Origin of the sequence: Lysobacter auxotrophicus (assembly GCF_027924565.1) — a bacterium.
GTDB classification, from domain to species: Bacteria; Pseudomonadota; Gammaproteobacteria; order Xanthomonadales; family Xanthomonadaceae; genus Lysobacter_J; species Lysobacter_J auxotrophicus.
This window is the reverse complement of sequence record NZ_AP027041.1, coordinates 2,024,294-2,040,322: the sequence shown is the minus strand read 5'-3', so window position 1 is coordinate 2,040,322 and position 16,029 is coordinate 2,024,294. Positions and strand designations below refer to the sequence as shown.

The following is a 16,029-nucleotide window of genomic DNA, read 5'->3' as shown; positions in this document are numbered from 1 at the left end:
CGCGCAAGGAGCGGTCCTTCATGCGACGTCAGGTGCCGGTCGGGCGCCAACGAAGTTGCGTCTGGTAGCGCCGCACGAGCTGCTGTATTTCGGGGTCGTTGCAGCCTTTCTGCTTGGCAGCCTGGGTCGACACCCGCGCAAGCGCAGCTTCCCGGCCGCCAAGGAAGCGGTTGATCTCGTCGTCCGATTTGCGCGGGCTCGCCGCCTTTATGCGTGCTCGCACATGCGCGCTGACCAACGCGAAGTTCGCGGCATGCGATTTCCTGGATGACGCATCGGCAGGCTCGCACACCGTAGCCGCGGCGTTCGAAATCACGAACTGATCCCAGACTTGGAAGATGTACGGAACCGCCTTTCCTGCGGCAAGGCCTTTATCTGGCTGCGCCGCTCCCAGACTGGGCGAGACAAGAACCGCTACCAGCGCACACCACACGATCTGCTGTCGCACGAATCCTCCTTGAGCCTGACCCTGCATCGGGCCGGAGCGACGTCCACTTCCGGTCGGGGTCGGACATTTGCATCGTGGAACCGGGCGAGAGCCCAACGTCCTCTATGGGCCACAAGCGACACCTGATGACGTCGCGACTGCGGTCACTTTCGCGTCTGAACGACGCACCCCCACCCGTCGTAGTCCAGTCCGAACAACGCGCATACGCATGCCATGAATCCTGATACGGACCGGAGCCCATGCTGCTCGATGCGCATATGAACAATCAGCAGAACGCTCGGCGCATCATCCAAGCCTTGGGCGGTTGCGATCCCGTACTGATAGTCGTTGATGAAACTGGCAACCTTGGTTGCCTTCTCAGCGGACGGGGCGCGAAGTAGGAATTCTACGTCGCGCGCGATGTGAAACCGATCTCCCTGCGCATCAAGTCTCCTGAGCAGGTCCGTGTCCGCTACGGCAGTTTCCATCAATGTGTCGATAACGGCCATCGCTGAGCCCGTCCTGATTTGACCCGCCACCCGCGTGCCCCCTTTTGGGTCGAAAGCGGATATTAGCGCCGGCCCAGCGACTCGCCCCGCCTCCCCGTCCGCTATCGGCGACCAGCGGACGCTGGTCCGGGTTCCTAAAGTTGCCTTGCCCTGCTGTGAGAACGCCAAAGCCCTTCGGACACAAGGGCCGAGCGCAGGCCACAAGCCGATGGGGCTTCCTCCTTGCGCGCGCGTAGCCCTTGCCAGAAATATTGCAGCGACAAGATTCATGGCGCTGACGAGCAGGAACACCATGTCCTTCGCGTCGAAACGCGGCCGGACGAGCGCACAAGCCCCTTGAACGTCCGCTTGGACCGTGGGTAGGCAACAGCACTGGACACGCGACGAGGACTCGGGGCACTTCGCTTACCCGGGCTGTTGGCTAAGCCCCCCCCGACCGAAAACTGGGCTGAAGCCGCATAGACCTTTACAGCCAGACCGCCTTCAAAGCAAAAGATCATCCGAAACCCTTCCTTGGCCATTTCTTCGGGCAGAAACCCGTCCATGGAATCATCTTCGGGGCGCAGATAGCCCATGAACGACAACCGGCAATCTTCCTTCCGCGGCATGCCCTCATCGAGGCCTCTGAGACTAAGGGACTGCAGTGACGCAAATCGAATGCAAACCAGGCCCTTGTCCTTCGTTGGCTTCTTGGATTCGCATGCCACGTATATCCGCGTGCCGCATGCGGACATCGGTTGTTTCGAAGTGCCCGAATCGGTCGACGACGACGATGCGTTGTTCCTGTCCGATGCAGGTCCGACCGGTTTCATGGGCGCGGACTTCTGCGACATCTCGCCGGGCGACACGGTCGCGGTGTGGGGATGCGGCGGCGTCGGCCTGATGGCGCAGTTGAGCGCACGCATCCTCGGCGCCGAACGCGTAATCGGCATCGACCGCTTGCCCGAACGCCTGGCGCTGGCGCGCGACGTGGTGGGCTCGGAGATCGTCGACTACAGCGCGGTCGACAGCGTTCCGGATGTACTGCGCGAAATGACGGGCGGTCGCGGCCCCGACGCGTGTATCGACGCCGTCGGCATGGAGGCGCACGGTGAAGGGCTGCTGCATGCGATGGATCGGGCGAAGCAGGCACTGCACATCGCCACCGATCGTGGCCAGGCGCTGCGTGAGGCGATACAGGCCTGCCGCAAAGGCGGCGTGCTATCGATCCTTGGGGTGTACGGGTTGATGGACAAGTTTCCCGTCGGCGTGATCATGAACAAGGGACTCACCGTGCGGACTGCGCAGCAGCACGGTCAAAGGTACGTGCCGCGCCTGCTCGAACTCGCTGCCAGTGGCGAATTGGCGACGCGCTTCCTGATGACGCACCGCATGCCCCTGGAAGAAGCCGTGCGCGGCTACGAGATGTTCAAGAAGAAGGAAGACGGCTGCGTGCGCGCGGCTTTCGTGCCGTGATGCGCAAGCAGGCGGCCCGCCGCGTTGGCGTGCGTCGACGTGGCGTTGAGGCGCGATGCGATCCTTTACGTTCGCGCCGTCGTCTTTGACGCCAAATGCGTGGACGGTGCGCACGGCGAACATTGCCTTGGGGCGTTGCTTGTGCCTTGGGCCCGACACGTCCGCTTCGGGTCGAAAGCGGACGTTAGCGCCGCTTTCGGGCTGCGCGGCCGGATGTCCGCTATCGACCAGAAGCGGGACATAACTGATCGCCCCTTCGTGCAAGCAGGGTTCCTGACCCAACCCCCGCCAGCACGCCCACGGCGGACACAACCATCCCGAAGAGGTTGTAGAGCAGCATCTCTCCGGCCGTCATGCCTCCCATCGCATCAACTATTGCGAGAAGCATGGAAGCCACGGCAATCCAGACGACAGCAAGGACCGTCAACGCGGGCCACCAGAATCGTTCTCGCGCGACGTAGGCGCCAACCAACCCCGACACGTAAGTGACCATGCCAATCCGTGCCGCTGGGGGCAGGATCGCATCGAGTCCGAACGCGCCGGACGCCTCGCCTCCGACGAGAAGCACGCCCACCATTGCACCTACACCCCACCACGTTCTCGCCTTCACGGATTCCGCCCTTCCATGTCCGCTTTGGGTCGAAAGCGGACATTAGCACCGCCGAGCCCGCTTCGATCGGCCGAACGCCTGCTATCGGCCAGCGCCGACGACTTTCAGCATCAGTCGCCGAGACGAGCTACTAATGAAGTCCTTGCCAGCTCTAGCTGTGCTGCGTAGTCCGACGAGAAAGGCGCCGCAAGCTGCCTTTGCAAAGCCGTTTCTAGTGCCCAGAGAGCGTTTCGCTCTGGTATGTCGATGCTTTCCGTAAGCCGGCCCGAGGCAAGCAATTCGAACAGCACCAAGGCTTCGTCGTCTTCTAGGGCTACTTGTGTTGGCATTCCCATCCCCGCTAGAGCCTGTGGCCGCGCCCGACTCAGCCGAGGGACTGATGTCCCCTTCGGGTCGGACACGGACATTAGCACCGCCGGCCAGTGCCCACCCGGATCAGGTCCGCTATCGGCCAGAAGCGGACATGCGCGGCCACGCCCCATGATCCCGTTCACGGCTTGCGGCTAATCAGCTCGATGATCCTCGCATGCCCCACATGGTTCGGGCCTTCCCAGATCGACCAGGATCCGAACTGCAGCAATGCGTCCAGATCCTCAAGTCGCGTTATCAGGCGAACCCTTGCCAGGGCCGTTTGTCCGGGATCGATGTGGCCAGTGTCGAAGACGATTCCTCCGAGAAAGAACTCGCCCGTCAGGGGATGCTTGTGGTTAGGTCGATAATCGGACCGTCGTTGCGTAACGGTAGCGAGCAACGCCATCTCGACAACCACCTCAGCAAATCCGTCCACCATCGAATGTCCGCTAAGGCCGAAAGCCGACATTAGCACCTGCGACCGCGCCCCGGTCCGGCAGTTGCCGACTGACGACCAGAACAGGACGTGGAAGCTGCCCGTTCGATGAGCCGTGCTTCCGTTCCTCGATACGACTTCCAATGCAAAGCTCCCGATACTTGATGGGTGTAGGTTCCCATCGCGACATTGATGTCGCCCACAGACAGGTGATTGCATGGAGCACGTGCGCCTGAAGTTTGCTTTCGTGTTTGTTGTCCTCCTGCTTTCCTTCGGGATCGATAGCGCAGTCGCAGCAGAGCGATTCACTTCCGCACAGACCGCGACCGCGGTGGTCACCGGAGGATCGCGCGATGGTCTACAGGTAAACCAGTGGCTTCGACAGCTGGATGCGCCGAGTGCGCCCGGAGTCGCCGCTTACTTTGCCGCAGGAGACCGGATCACCATCACCCGGACGTCGGTAAGCGAATCCAGCGGGGCGATGAGCGCGCCGTCGATCAACAAGCCCGCGGTGCCGCTTCCGACGGGTGGAAGCCCCGGTGAGACGATCACGATTGAACATACCGGCGGTGGCTGGCTGCAATCGTGGACGTATCAATGGTCCGACACCTCCGCTGGGGAGGCGTGGGGGCTGATGAGTTACAGGGTCGAGAAGGTAAAAGCAGGACCTGCGTCGAACTGACGGAGCGAGGGCCCTGCCACATCGCCCCGCTCCTTCCTGCACGATCTCCAAGCCTGAGCGTCGGCTACACGGGTTCCCAAAGCGCGGGCGACTCTCGCCTCAGCGCGTTGCGTTCGCCGCGCGCGTCACGCGCCAGATGGTGTTCGACAGGTCGTCCGCGACGATGAGTGCGCCACGCGGGTCGACGCTCACGCCGACCGGACGGCCTCGGGTTTTCCCGTCGTCGCCACGAAATCCCGCAACGAAGTCGACCGGATCGCCTGCGGGCCGACCATCGCGAAACGGAACGAACACGACCTTGTAGCCGACCGGCGGACTGCGGTTCCAGCTTCCGTGCTCGCCGACGAATACGCCATCGGCGAACTTTGCGCCCATCGCGGGCGACGAGAAGGCAAGGCCGAGCGCTGCCACGTGCGAGCCGAGACTGTAGTCGGGCACGATCGCCGCGGCCACCTTCTGCGGATCCTGCGGCATCACGCGCGGATCCACGTTCTTTCCCCAGTAGCTGTACGGCCAGCCATAGAAGCCGCCCTCGCGTACGGAGGTCAGGTAATCGGGCACCAGGTTCGGGCCCAGTTCGTCGCGCTCGTTCACGACGGCCCACAGTCGCCCGGTGCCCGGTTGGATCGCCAGCGCGGTGGGATTGCGCAGTCCGGTGGCGTAAGGCTTGTGCATGCCGGTGGCGGGGTCGATCTGCCAGACCTGCGCCCGGTCGACTTCCGCCGTCATGCCGCGTTCGGTGATGTTGCTGTTGGAGCCGATGCCGACGTAGAGGTATCGCCCGTCCGCATCGGCGGCGAGTGATTTCGTCCAGTGGTGGTTGATCGCCGCGGGCAGCGCCGTGACCACGGTGGGCGCGGCGGCGGCGCGGGTCTGGCCATCGCGATAGTCAAAGCGCACCAGCGCGTCCTGGTTGGCGACGTACAGCGCCTGCCCGACGAGCGCCAGGCCGTATGGGGCATTCAATTTGTCGGCGAAGACAGTTTTGAATTCGTACGTGCCATCGCCGTCGGCATCGCGCAGGAGCGTCAGCCGGTTGCCGCCGGCCACCGCGGTGGTGCCCTTGGCCTTGATCCTGCTGGCGACGACATCCTTCGGCTTGAGCTTGGGCGCGCTGCCGCCACGACCTTCGGCGACGAGGATGTCGCCGTTGGGCAACACCAGTGTCTGGCGCGGGATGCCCAGCCCCGTCGCGATCGCACTGATGGCATAACCCGGCGGGACGGTCGGGCGCTTGTCGCCCCACGGCGCAGGTTCTGCGATGGTCATGTTGGGCAGCATCCCGCGCTCCTGGTCGGGGAGCTTGGGGTTCGCGCCAAACTGCGCCAGGTCCGGTGCGTCGCCGCCGCTGCAACCTGCCAGCGACCAGGCCACCGCGATCGCGAGCGCACATCGCATTCCGGTCCGCGTCATGACATGGCTCCTGCGCGAAGGTGCGTGAAGCCAACCAACGCGGACGCGCACGCCAGCAGCGCGACGATGACCGACAGGATGAGCCCGGTGGGCATCACGGCCCAGGCATCGCGCGCATGCACGAGCGCGTTGATGAAACCCAGCACCCACGTCGCCAGCAGAAGCATCGCCAAGGTCAGCGACGCGCCTCGCGCGCCTGCGCGGGCGATGTCCACCAGCGCGCACAGCAACGCCACGGCACCGAACACGAGGCCGCCGGCCGTCAGCCAGGACGCGAAATTGCTCCACTCGATCTGATGGCTCGACCAGTAGGCGAAATCGCACAGCCAGGCGCCGAGGAACAAGGGCACCATCGCGGCCAGGGCAAACGCGTGAAAACGCCCGACTGGCCGCGGATGCATGCGGATGTGGCCCACCACCATGTCGCGCTCCCAAGGGCTTCGGCCCGCTTTCTGCTGCACTGCGTTGTATGCCGTCAGCCGTTAGGGGCGTGTATTCGCACGCGGATTCACCACCGCGGACGAAAGCCCGTCCGCTACCAGTTCGCACGGAACCCGAGGTTCGCCTCCCACGATCGACGATCGTCGTCGAAGCCCTGCTGGTAACCGAGGTTCGCGTAGACGAAGCGGTTGCGGTCCATGTCGCCGGTGAAGCCGGCCTCGATCTCCCACCAGCCGCCGCCCATGTCGCTGTGGAACGGGATGTAGCCGTTGCGCGAGGAGAACTCGGTCGTCGCGTCGCCCTGGAAATCCCACCACGCGCTCAGGCGCAGCCAACCGGTGCGGTCGAGTTCGCGCGCCGGTTCCGGCGTGCGCGACCAGTCCTTCGACAGCCGCAGACTCAAGCGGCCGATCAGCGACTCGGTGTCTTCGAAGCGCACGTTGGCGGCGAGGTCGGAGGAATCATCCAGATCTAGCCAGCCGTAGATCAGTTGTCCCTGCGGCTCGAGCGTCCAGTCCTCGCGCGGGCGGAACGGCCACCCGCCCTCGATCGACGCGGCCAGTCCCCAACCGTCGGTTTCCAGCTTGAGGTCGTGGCCCGCGCTGTTGGCCCGCGCGTCGTACCAGGTCGCCTGCAGCACGGCGTCGACGTACGCCTCGCGTTCGCTGTAGCGCGTCCAGTAGCCGCCCAGCGTGTAGCCGTCGATGCGGATGTCGCCGGCGAAGTTCCGGAACACGTGCTCCACCTGCGTCTCGGCCAGGCCGATGGCCCCGTACACGCCGGCGTGCGTGCGGTGGCCGTCGTCGTCCTCGTGGCGGCGCAGGTCCATGCCCAACTGCACCGCGGCGAACTGGTAGTCGTAACCGGGCCCGCGATCGTAGATGCCCTGCCCTTCGGGATCCTTCTCGCCGTCGATGTACATCAGCCGCCCCCAGAAGCCGTCGATACGATCGGCTTCGTCGAGGTCGGCACGCCCGCGCAGTTGCTCCTGTTCGCCCACGCGCTCGTGCAGCGTGTCCAGCAACGACTTGCCGTACTGGAGCGCGGTGGGCGCGAGCGCGCCATACAGCGAGACCTCGGCGCGGTACGCCGGAATCGGCGGCGGCAACGGCGGCGGTGGCGGCAACGGCGGTTCGGGCGCCGGTTCCGGGGGATCGGGAATCGGCGGCGGATCCGGCGGGGGATCCGGCGTCGGTGGCGGCGGTGCCGGCGGATCGGGCTCCGGATCCGGCGGCGGATCGGGGTCCGGTGCGGGACAAGGCGGGGTCGGCGCGCCGGGATCGCTGCAGTCCAGCGACGAGCGCAGGTACCAGTTGTCCGGCGAATCCGCATCGACGCTGCCACGTTCCAGCGTGTACTCGTATGGCCCGGCGATCACGCGCGACGCCAGCGCGAACAGGTTCGTCGCGGTGGTCGCGCCTTCGACCGCCTGCACCAGCAGGATGCCGTTGCCGGCGGTGAGGTCGCCGGGGCCGCCGGCATTGGCCACTTCCAGCAAACCCTGCCCCGTGCCGCTGCCGCCGTTGTAGAGCACCAGCAGGTCGGACGGCGAGTTGTCGGTGCCGAGGTAGGTGTTCATCGCGAGCGTGCCGCCGGCAGCGACGTACTCGCGCGTCCACAGTTCCTTGAAATCGCCGTCCTGGGGCGCGGTGAACGCGATGCGGCCGGCGTTGGTAAGACGCGCGGTCAGCAGCGAGTCCTTCGTCATCGTCCACAAGCTCGTCGCGTCCACGCCGGCGTTGGTGAGGTAGTACGCACCCCCCGTCCACTGCGAGGCGTTGGCCAGTTGCAGATTGGAGACGCTGCGCGTGTCGCCACCGGCATCGCCCTGCAGTTGCGCGTCATCGGCGAACACCTGCAGCACGGTGGCCTGTGCCGGCGCGCGCGTGGCCGAGGTGAGCGCGTACATCATCCACGTCGGGCTGGTGACGGTCGCACCGCTGTCGACGAAGACATCCGCCGGCCCGGTGCCGGCGATCGCCGCGTCTTCGCTGCTCAGGCTGCCGCCGCTCAGGTCGATGCGATTGATCGTGCCCGTGGTGTAGTTCGCCGAATACAGGCCCAGCGTATCGGCGCCGGTCGCGACGACCGTGCTGTCGGTGAGGTCGATGGAGCCCGCGCCGGTAAAGGTATAGACCTGCAGCGCCGAGCCGCCTCCTCCGTTGGTGGTCAGTCGCGACGAACGGCCGGTGATGATGCCGTTGGAACCGGCGAACAACGCCGAGGAATTCGCGCCGCTGGTGGTGATGGTGTTGTTCGTCAAATCGATCGTGCCGGGCCCGCCGGCGTTGATGCTCGTCCACGCGCCGTAGCCCGCCGGCGACGTGACGTCGATGGTGGTGCCGGTGCTGACGATGCGCCCGCCATCGGTTTTCAGTCCCGCCATCGGCGTGCCGCCGGTGACGCCGAAGATGCTCCCGCTCGGACCGTTGACGGTGGCCAGGGACGCCGTCTGCAAGGTGTAGTACGTCGGGTTGAACGCGGAGTGGATCTGCAGGTTGCTCGCGCCGGTCAGCGTGATCGTGCTGCCCGCGCGTGCCCACGCGCCGGCGGCCGCGCCGGGGCCGGTGATCTTCAGCGTGTCCAGGCTGATGCTGCCGTTGTTGAACGCCGCAACGCCGGTGCCGCCCGCCTGGCCGGACACCGGCGCGGCGGCGAAGTTGAGGGTCAGCCCGCTACCGATCGTGCCGGCGGCCACCGTGGTGTTGTCCACGGTGACGCCGACGCTGTTGGTCGCGTTCATCGCGAACTGCGTGTTCGCGACCGTCTGCACCTGCCCGCCGTCGTGCACGTAGATGCCCAGCGAACCGCGGCCGTTCATCGCGATCGGTAGCGTCGTGGCCGCCGTCTGCTGCACCAGGCTGCCTGCGCCGGATGCGCCGAGCGCCACGGCATTGAAGCCACCGGTCGTGATGCGATTGCCCGAGCCCAGCGTGACCTGCCCGCCCGAGTCGGCGATGACGCCGTGGCCGTTCGAGATCGTCGTCGTTGCGGTGGCGGTGTTTTCGATCGTCGTGGATGTGGCGCTGATGCGCGCACCGGTAAGGGCGACGAGCCCGGCGCCCACGCCCGTGGTGCCCAGTTGCCCGGCCGTCAGCGTGATCGACGACGCAGCGCCGTTGGCGATCACCGCATGGCCGCCGACGGTGAAGACGTTCACCCCGTTCGGCACCGAGACCGTGCCGCCGTTGGCGAACAACCCGTTGCCGTTGACCGCACGGAACACCGTCGCGCCCGGCGAGGGTCCCGCCTGCATGTCGATCAGCAGCGATCCGCCGGTCACATTGACGGCGTGCGTCCCGCCGCTAGCCGTCACGGTGGTGCCGCCGACGACGCGCGGCGTGCCGGTGGTGACATTCAACGGCGCCGTGACCGCGCCGGGGCCGATGTCCTGCGCGATGGCAGCGCATGGCGCGAGGCATTGCGCGATCAGCAGCGAGCGGATGATGCGCGACAGTCGCGATGCGCGCGGCAGAACGCGTGCGTCCCTGCGGTGGCCTTCCATTGCCCACTCCGGTCGTCCGGGTACCGGGAGCCAATGAAAAGCTCAGGTTCGTGGCGCCAATGTGAAAAGCGCCCGTTCATCGAAGTGCGGGCGAGGACGAGTCGAACAGGTAAGACTCCCAAGCGAGCGCGCGTACGAACCACGTAGCGGCCGCGTAACGCCGCGTCCCTGCAGCCATTCAGCCGGATTTGCAGCATGCCCGGGAAGGCGGTAGCGTCGGCGCGGACCTGTCGCTTACGTGGTGGTTGCCGGAGCACAGGACCGGGGAGAACGACACCATTCATCGTGCACAGGGAGATGGCAGTGATGATCCATGGAAACGTGCTGGTTCTGGCGATGTTGCTTGTGGTGGGTGCGGCGGGTGCACACAGTGGTCAACGACAGGATCTTCGTCTCAGCGACAAGAACCTGATGGAACTCGACGCCGTGGTCATGGCGTCGAAGGACAAGCCGAACGAACTCCAGCGCGTGTTCGGCCTGAAGTCCTACTTGCGAGGCGATGGCGACGACGCGGTCGCGCATTTCACGACGGCCGCGCGCTATGCGGACAAGTACTCGCAGCACTATCTGAGCCTGATGTACTGGCACGGCGCCGGCGTGCCGGAGGATCGCGCGCAGGCGTACGTCTGGGCCGACCTCGCGGCCGAACGCGGCAACCGGACGTTGCTCCTGATCCGCGAGAAGATGTGGTCGCTGATGACCTCGCAGGAGCAGCAGAGGGCGCTCGCGCTGGGCGAGGACTTCTACACGCGTTTCGGCGACGAGATCGCCAAACCGCGCGTTGAAGGCCTGATGCGGGCGTTCGCGCGCGACATGACCGGAAGTCGCCTGGGTTACCGCAACCAGATGATCGAAATCGCGGGCAAACCGCTCAACGGCATCTTTCTCCCCGACATCGGCACCAACACCGGCGCGTACATGATCGCCGACGCCGTCACGCCGGAGCAGCTCTACGGTCGAACCGGCGGCGTCAACTTCGACGCCTACTGGAAGGAGCAGGACGCCCTGCTCGACGGTATCGGATCGACTGCCGTGGGCCCGGTGTCGCCGGTGAAGAAGGCCAAGTAGTCCGCGGACGGTGGCATCCGGGATTGCATGTCCGGATGCCACTGCTGCGTTGGCGGCTCACGGCCCCGTTTCAGGCATTTTTTCGAGCAGCGCCAGCGTGTGATCCAGCAATTCGGGCCCGCCTGCGTCCCCGTGCCCGGGAATGACGAGCTTCGCCGTTGCGTATCGAGCGCGCGCCTGGCGGATGGCCTTGGGCCACTCCGTCAGGTTTGCGTCTGCGATGCTCCCGAGTGAGTTCGAAGCCGCCGCGCGCACGGCGCATCCGCCGAACAGCACGCGTTGGGAGGGAACCCACGCCATGAGGTTGTCCGGTGCGTGGCCCGGCCCGGGATGGAAGAGTTCGACGGGGCCGAATCGAACGGTGGCTCCTGGCGTGTCCAGTTCGCCCAGTGTGTGGTCGGGAACCGGCATGCCCTCCGCGATGGCCCGTCGCTGAGTCAGCGGCATCGCGTAGACCTCGATGCCTCGCGCTTCGAGGACGTCAGCGCCCGCAAGACGATCACCGTGCGCATGGGACACCACGGCGCGGCGCACCGGAAGCTGGATCTTCGCTTCTATCCGGTCGAGCAACGCAAGCGTGGCCAGCTCGCCCCATGCCGTGTCCACGAGAACAAGGCCGTCGCCCTCACGGACGATGAGTCCATTGGCGGGGTAACGCGTGCCATCGGGATAGGTGTAGTACGAGGTGTGGACCCACACGCCCTCGCCCACTTCGCGGATCTCGACGTCGGCGGGTCGTTCGATGGCGACCGCAGCTTGCGCCGCGTTCGTGGCCTGCAGGGCGGGCGCAACAGCCATCAGTAGCGCGAACATCGCGCCACGAAAAAGAGACATGCAAGCTCCTGGGGTTGCATTGAAGAAGGCGCATAACGCCTGAAGATGCCGAGCCCGACGCGGCGGCCAACGCCTACTTCATCGAATCGCCCGGCGCGTCCAGTCGCAGCACCAGATAGCGCATGAAGAACTGCGTGACAGGCCCCACGCATAGCGCGAACACGAGCGTGCCGATGCCCACGGTGCCGCCCAGCACGACACCCATCGCGAGCACCACGATCTCGATGCAGGTGCGCACGCGCTGGATCGAACGCCCGGTGCGACGCGCGAAGCCGGTCATCAGGCCATCGCGCGGCCCGGGACCCAGTTGCGCACCGACGTAAAGCGCAGTGGCCATCCCGCAGGCCACCACGCCGCCGATCAGGTACGCCCAACGCAGGGGCAACGCCTCGGGCGCTTCCAGCAACCGGAGATTGAGGTCGGTAAACGGCCCGAGCAGCAGCGTGTTGGCGATGGTTCCCAGGCCGGGCATCTGCCGCAGCGGGATCCAGAGCAGCAACACCGCCACGGCGACCAGCACCATCACCGCGCCGAGTGAAATCTCCAGATGCCGGGCCGCACCCTCATGGAAGACGACCCACGGCGAACCACCAAGCGCGCTCTGCATCAGCAGCGCGTTGGACACCCCGTACAGCCACAGGCCACCCAGCAGGCGCACGAGACGTTCGGTCAGGCGGCCGGCGCGCAGTTGGGCGAGCGGGCCGAGGTTGGCCACGCCGAAGGGCGAGGTGTTCGGATTCATGGGCGCCAGTATCTGCACGATTGGCACTACTCCCTAGATCCAGTTGCGCCATAGTGGCCTCATGAACCGCTCGCTCACGCCAGAACACCTGGCCACCCTGATCGTCCAGTTCCCGCGCAAGCCGGCGTACCGCGGGCTTCGGCAGGCGCTGCAGGAACTCATCGGAGACGGCCGCATTCCGCTGGGCACGCGCCTGCCCAGCGAGCGCGCCGTGTCGCAGGCGCTCGCGGTTTCGCGCAATACGGTGACGCGCGCTTACGCCGATCTGGTCGCCGCGGGATTCGCGACCGCGCGCCAGGGTGCGGGCACGTTCGCCGCCGTTCCCGAAGAGCATCGGCGCGCGCACGAACATGCGCTGCGCTCGGTCGCAAGCGGCCATGCGCCCGACGGCGCCATCGACCTCAACTGCGCCTCGACGTCCGCCATTGCCGGCATCGCCCCGGCGTACGAACGCGCGCTCGAACGGCTTCCCAGCTACCTCGGAAGCGACGGCCATCGCCCCACCGGACTGCCGACCCTGCGCGACCTGATCGCCCGGATGTACGCGCGGCGTGGCCTGCCGACCGATCCCGAACAGATCATGGTCACCTCCGGCGCACTCGCGGCTACGGCCGTCGTCGCGCGGGCACTGTCGCGATTCGGCGACCGGGTGATGATCGAATCGCCGGTCTACCCCAACGCGATCGAAGCGCTGCGCCTGGGTGGCGCGCGCCTGGTCGCATCGCCGATGGGCGACGTGCTCGGCGAGGAAGGCTGGGACCTGGGCGGCATCGAAGCCACGCTCCGGCAAACGCGGCCGCACCTGGCCCATCTGATCCCCGACTTCCAGAATCCCACCGGCCTGCTGATGCGCGACGACCAGCGCGAACGCTACGCCGCCGCACTGCATGCGACGCGCACGATCCCGATCGTGGACGAATCGCTGCAGGCCATCGCGTTGACGGACGCCGGCATGCCCCTGCCCTTCGCCGCGCACGCACCCGGCGCCATCACCATCGGCAGCGTCTCGAAGCTGCTATGGAGCGGATTGCGCGTCGGATGGATCCGTGCGCCGCACGATCTGGTCGATCGGCTCATCCAGGCCAGGTTGCAGCTCGACCTCGGCACGGCGCTCTTCGACCAGTTGGTGGTGACCGAATTGCTGGACGACGGCGAGGTCATCGCCCTGCGTCGCGAACAACTCCGCCGACGCCGCGACGCCCTCGCCCACGCCATCGCCGAACGACTCCCGGATTGGCGTTTCCGCCTGCCCGACGGAGGCATGACGCTGTGGCTGCAGTTGCCGCACGGCAGCGCCACGCAGCTCGCGGCGAACCTGGAGGCCGTCGGCGTCCACGTCCCGCCCGGACCGATGTTCAGCGTGGAAGGCGGCAACGACCAGTGGCTGCGCATCCCCTACGTGCGACCGGAAGACGAGTTGATCGAGGCCGTGAAGCGCATCGCGGACCTCTGGTCGACGATGCCGTTCCGGACGCCACGCGCCGCGCAGGGCTCGCGCGGGGTGATTCTCTAGGTTGTTGGCGTTGCAACGTTGAGTAGACACGGCGTTCACTGACCCTGCACGCATCCTGTACGCACCGACCTCAGCCACGGAGTGCAGCATGCGTGCGATCGGAGTGTGCAACGTAGCCGCGATGATGATTGCGGTCGGCATGGTCGGCGGATGCCAGCGCCCGGCTGAGCAGCCCGCGGCGAATCCCGCACCGGACACGACCGCGGCCGCACCGGCGGCAACGCCCGGTGACGCCGGCGACGTGATGACGCGCGCGATCGAACGTCGGGCGACGGAAGCGGCGATCTGGGGCATGTCGGCCGTCAACTACGACCTGATGTTGCAGCAGATGCTGACGCAGACACCGGGCAAGGTGAACCAGGTGATCTTCTGGGGCCGCCCGCTGGACTGGCACAACCAGACCCTCACCCCGAACCCGGACACGATCTACTTCATGTCCTTCCTCAACACGAAGGACGTCGGACCCATCGTGATCGAGGTACCGCCCGCGGGACCGGAGGGATCGCTCAACGCGAACATCGTCAACCTGTGGCAGGCGCCGCTGGAGGACGCGGGGTTGTTGGGCGTCGACAAGGGACAGGGCGTCAAATTCGTGATGCTGCCGCCCGGTTTCCAAGGTGACGTGCCCGCCGGCTACACACCGCTGCGACCGGGAACGTTCGGTACCTATGCGCTGTTCCGCTCGAACCTGAAGAGCCATTCCGACGCGGACGTGGCCGCCTCCATCGCATACGGCAGGAAGGTACGCGTGTATCCCCTGTCGCAGGCCGCCAGCCCGCCCGAGACGGTCTTCACCGACGTCAAGGACGTGGTGTTCGATTCGACCATCAAGTACGACGCGAGCTTCTACGAACACCTCGACCGGATCGTCCAGGCGGAGCCGTGGTTCGACCGCGATCGCGCGATGATCGACATGCTCAGGACGCTGGGCATCGAGAAAGGAAAGCCCTTCGCGCCCGATGCACGGACCACGCAAGCGCTTGATGCCGGCATCCGCGAGGCGCAGCGCTACCTCGCCGCGCAATATGACGCGGGCATGCCCGTCTTCTACGACGGCACGCACTGGATGTACCCCACGCATCCGGACCTGGTGAAGGCCGCGCAGGCCGAGTTCAACGAGGCGGACCACTATCCGGTCGATCATCGCGGGCTCACGTACACCTACGGCTACATCGGGATCAAGCGACTGGGCAGCGGCCAGTTCTACCTGATCGCGACGAAGGACAAGGATGGCCGCGAACTGGACGGCGGCAAGACCTACCGCCTGCATGTGCCGGCGAATGCACCCGTCGAGCAGTACTGGTCGGTCACTGCATACGACCGCCAGACGCACGCGCTGATTCGCAACATGGATCGCGCCAGCCGCGCGTCCAACGCGAGCGAGGTGCAGAAGAACGACGACGGTTCGGTCGATCTCTACTTCGGGCCGAAAGCGCCCGCCGGCAAGGAGTCCAACTGGGTGCCGACCGATCCGCAGCGCGGATTCGAACTCATGTTCCGCGCCTACGGCCCGACGAAGGCGTTCTTCGACAAGCAGTGGCGACTTTCGGATCTCGAAGTGGTGACGTGAGCGACCGCGGGCAACCGTTCGAGGTTGCTTGCCCGCCTCCGGCGCGAACGACGATCATCGCGACGATCACCCACTATTCGGCCGGGACGTCCGCATGAAACCGATCACCACGCAGCTCGTCGCCTTCGCGCATGTCGCCGACGTCGAGCGAAGCATCCGCTTCTATGCGGACCTGGGGTTCACCGTCGGCAACAGCGTCGCCGGCGAAGGCGGCGACGGCCGCATCTGGGCGTGGCTGGAAAGCGGCAGCGCCCACCTCATGGTGGGGCGCGCCGACGGGCCGGTGGATGCCGGCCTGCAGGCGGTGCTGTTCTACCTGTATTGCGACGACGTCGAGCAGGCGCGTGCCGCGCTCGATGCGCTGGGGCATCGGCCCGGTCCGATCAAACGGCCGTTCTACATGCCAGCCGGCGAGTTCCGCCTGCTCGATCCCGACGGCTACGTGCTGATGATCGCGCAGAGCCGATAGCCGC

13 protein-coding genes and 1 pseudogene are annotated in these 16,029 nt (G+C 66.2%); 6 read left to right on the top strand and 8 right to left on the bottom strand.

Annotation, left to right across the window (positions count from 1 at the left end; translation table 11 throughout):
* Positions 1-28 precede the first annotated feature (28 nt).
* Both LA521A_RS09060 and LA521A_RS09055 read right to left on the bottom strand, forming a co-directional pair.
* Positions 29-448: a hypothetical protein gene (locus LA521A_RS09060; protein ID WP_281781965.1), complete on the bottom strand. Its 420-nt coding sequence runs from the start codon at positions 446-448 to the stop codon at positions 29-31.
* Positions 449-591: 143 nt separating this feature from the next.
* Positions 592-936 carry a ribonuclease E inhibitor RraB gene (locus LA521A_RS09055; RefSeq protein ID WP_281781964.1) on the bottom strand — a complete coding sequence of 115 codons (345 nt, stop codon included), beginning with the start codon at positions 934-936 and terminating at the stop codon, positions 592-594.
* 684 nt (positions 937-1,620) lie between these two features.
* Here LA521A_RS09055 and LA521A_RS09050 point away from each other — a divergent pair.
* A pseudogene (locus LA521A_RS09050) lies at positions 1,621-2,391 on the top strand (zinc-binding dehydrogenase); the annotation flags it as partial.
* A 1,100-nt stretch (positions 2,392-3,491) separates the two neighbouring features.
* On the opposite strand, the gene LA521A_RS09045 reads toward LA521A_RS09050, so the two are convergent.
* Entirely contained in the window at positions 3,492-3,821 is a 330-nt protein-coding gene (locus LA521A_RS09045) for a hypothetical protein (RefSeq protein WP_281781963.1), read from the bottom strand.
* A gap of 184 nt (positions 3,822-4,005) precedes the next feature.
* Here LA521A_RS09045 and LA521A_RS09040 point away from each other — a divergent pair, with 184 nt between their 5' ends.
* A complete protein-coding gene (locus LA521A_RS09040; protein WP_281781962.1) occupies positions 4,006-4,470 on the top strand; it encodes a hypothetical protein in 465 nt (154 codons plus the stop codon).
* 99 nt (positions 4,471-4,569) lie between these two features.
* Here LA521A_RS09040 and LA521A_RS09035 read toward each other — a convergent pair whose 3' ends face one another.
* The 3 genes from LA521A_RS09035 to LA521A_RS09025 form a co-directional block, all read right to left on the bottom strand.
* Positions 4,570-5,883, bottom strand: coding sequence for a PQQ-dependent sugar dehydrogenase (locus tag LA521A_RS09035; RefSeq protein ID WP_281781961.1), 1,314 nt, complete (start codon positions 5,881-5,883; stop codon positions 4,570-4,572).
* Positions 5,880-6,305: a DUF2231 domain-containing protein gene (locus tag LA521A_RS09030; protein WP_281781960.1), complete on the bottom strand. Its 426-nt coding sequence runs from the start codon at positions 6,303-6,305 to the stop codon at positions 5,880-5,882. The genes LA521A_RS09035 and LA521A_RS09030 overlap by 4 nt, the downstream gene beginning before the upstream one ends.
* A gap of 113 nt (positions 6,306-6,418) precedes the next feature.
* Positions 6,419-9,829 (bottom strand): autotransporter outer membrane beta-barrel domain-containing protein, encoded by a 3,411-nt coding sequence (locus LA521A_RS09025; RefSeq protein ID WP_281781959.1) that lies wholly within the window; start codon positions 9,827-9,829, stop codon positions 6,419-6,421.
* A gap of 411 nt (positions 9,830-10,240) precedes the next feature.
* On the opposite strand from LA521A_RS09025, the gene LA521A_RS09020 reads away from it, so the two are divergent.
* Positions 10,241-10,897, top strand: a complete 657-nt coding sequence (locus LA521A_RS09020) for an SEL1-like repeat protein (protein WP_281781958.1) — start codon at positions 10,241-10,243, stop codon at positions 10,895-10,897.
* Positions 10,898-10,954: 57 nt separating this feature from the next.
* On the opposite strand, the gene bla is transcribed toward LA521A_RS09020, so the two are convergent.
* A complete protein-coding gene (bla, locus tag LA521A_RS09015) occupies positions 10,955-11,731 on the bottom strand; it encodes a subclass B1 metallo-beta-lactamase (protein WP_281781957.1) in 777 nt (258 codons plus the stop codon).
* Positions 11,732-11,804: 73 nt separating this feature from the next.
* Complete coding sequence (yczE, locus tag LA521A_RS09010; protein ID WP_281781956.1) at positions 11,805-12,473, bottom strand: membrane protein YczE; 669 nt, start codon at positions 12,471-12,473, stop codon at positions 11,805-11,807.
* A gap of 61 nt (positions 12,474-12,534) precedes the next feature.
* On the opposite strand from yczE, the gene yczR reads away from it, so the two are divergent.
* The 3 genes from yczR to LA521A_RS08995 all read left to right on the top strand — a co-directional run bounded on the left by yczR (position 12,535) and on the right by LA521A_RS08995 (position 16,025).
* Complete coding sequence (yczR, locus tag LA521A_RS09005) at positions 12,535-13,986, top strand: MocR-like transcription factor YczR (protein ID WP_281781955.1); 1,452 nt, start codon at positions 12,535-12,537, stop codon at positions 13,984-13,986.
* Positions 13,987-14,074: 88 nt separating this feature from the next.
* A complete protein-coding gene (locus LA521A_RS09000; RefSeq protein WP_281781954.1) occupies positions 14,075-15,556 on the top strand; it encodes a DUF1254 domain-containing protein in 1,482 nt (493 codons plus the stop codon).
* A 94-nt stretch (positions 15,557-15,650) separates the two neighbouring features.
* Positions 15,651-16,025, top strand: coding sequence for a VOC family protein (locus tag LA521A_RS08995; protein WP_281781953.1), 375 nt, complete (start codon positions 15,651-15,653; stop codon positions 16,023-16,025).
* Positions 16,026-16,029: the final 4 nt, after the last annotated feature.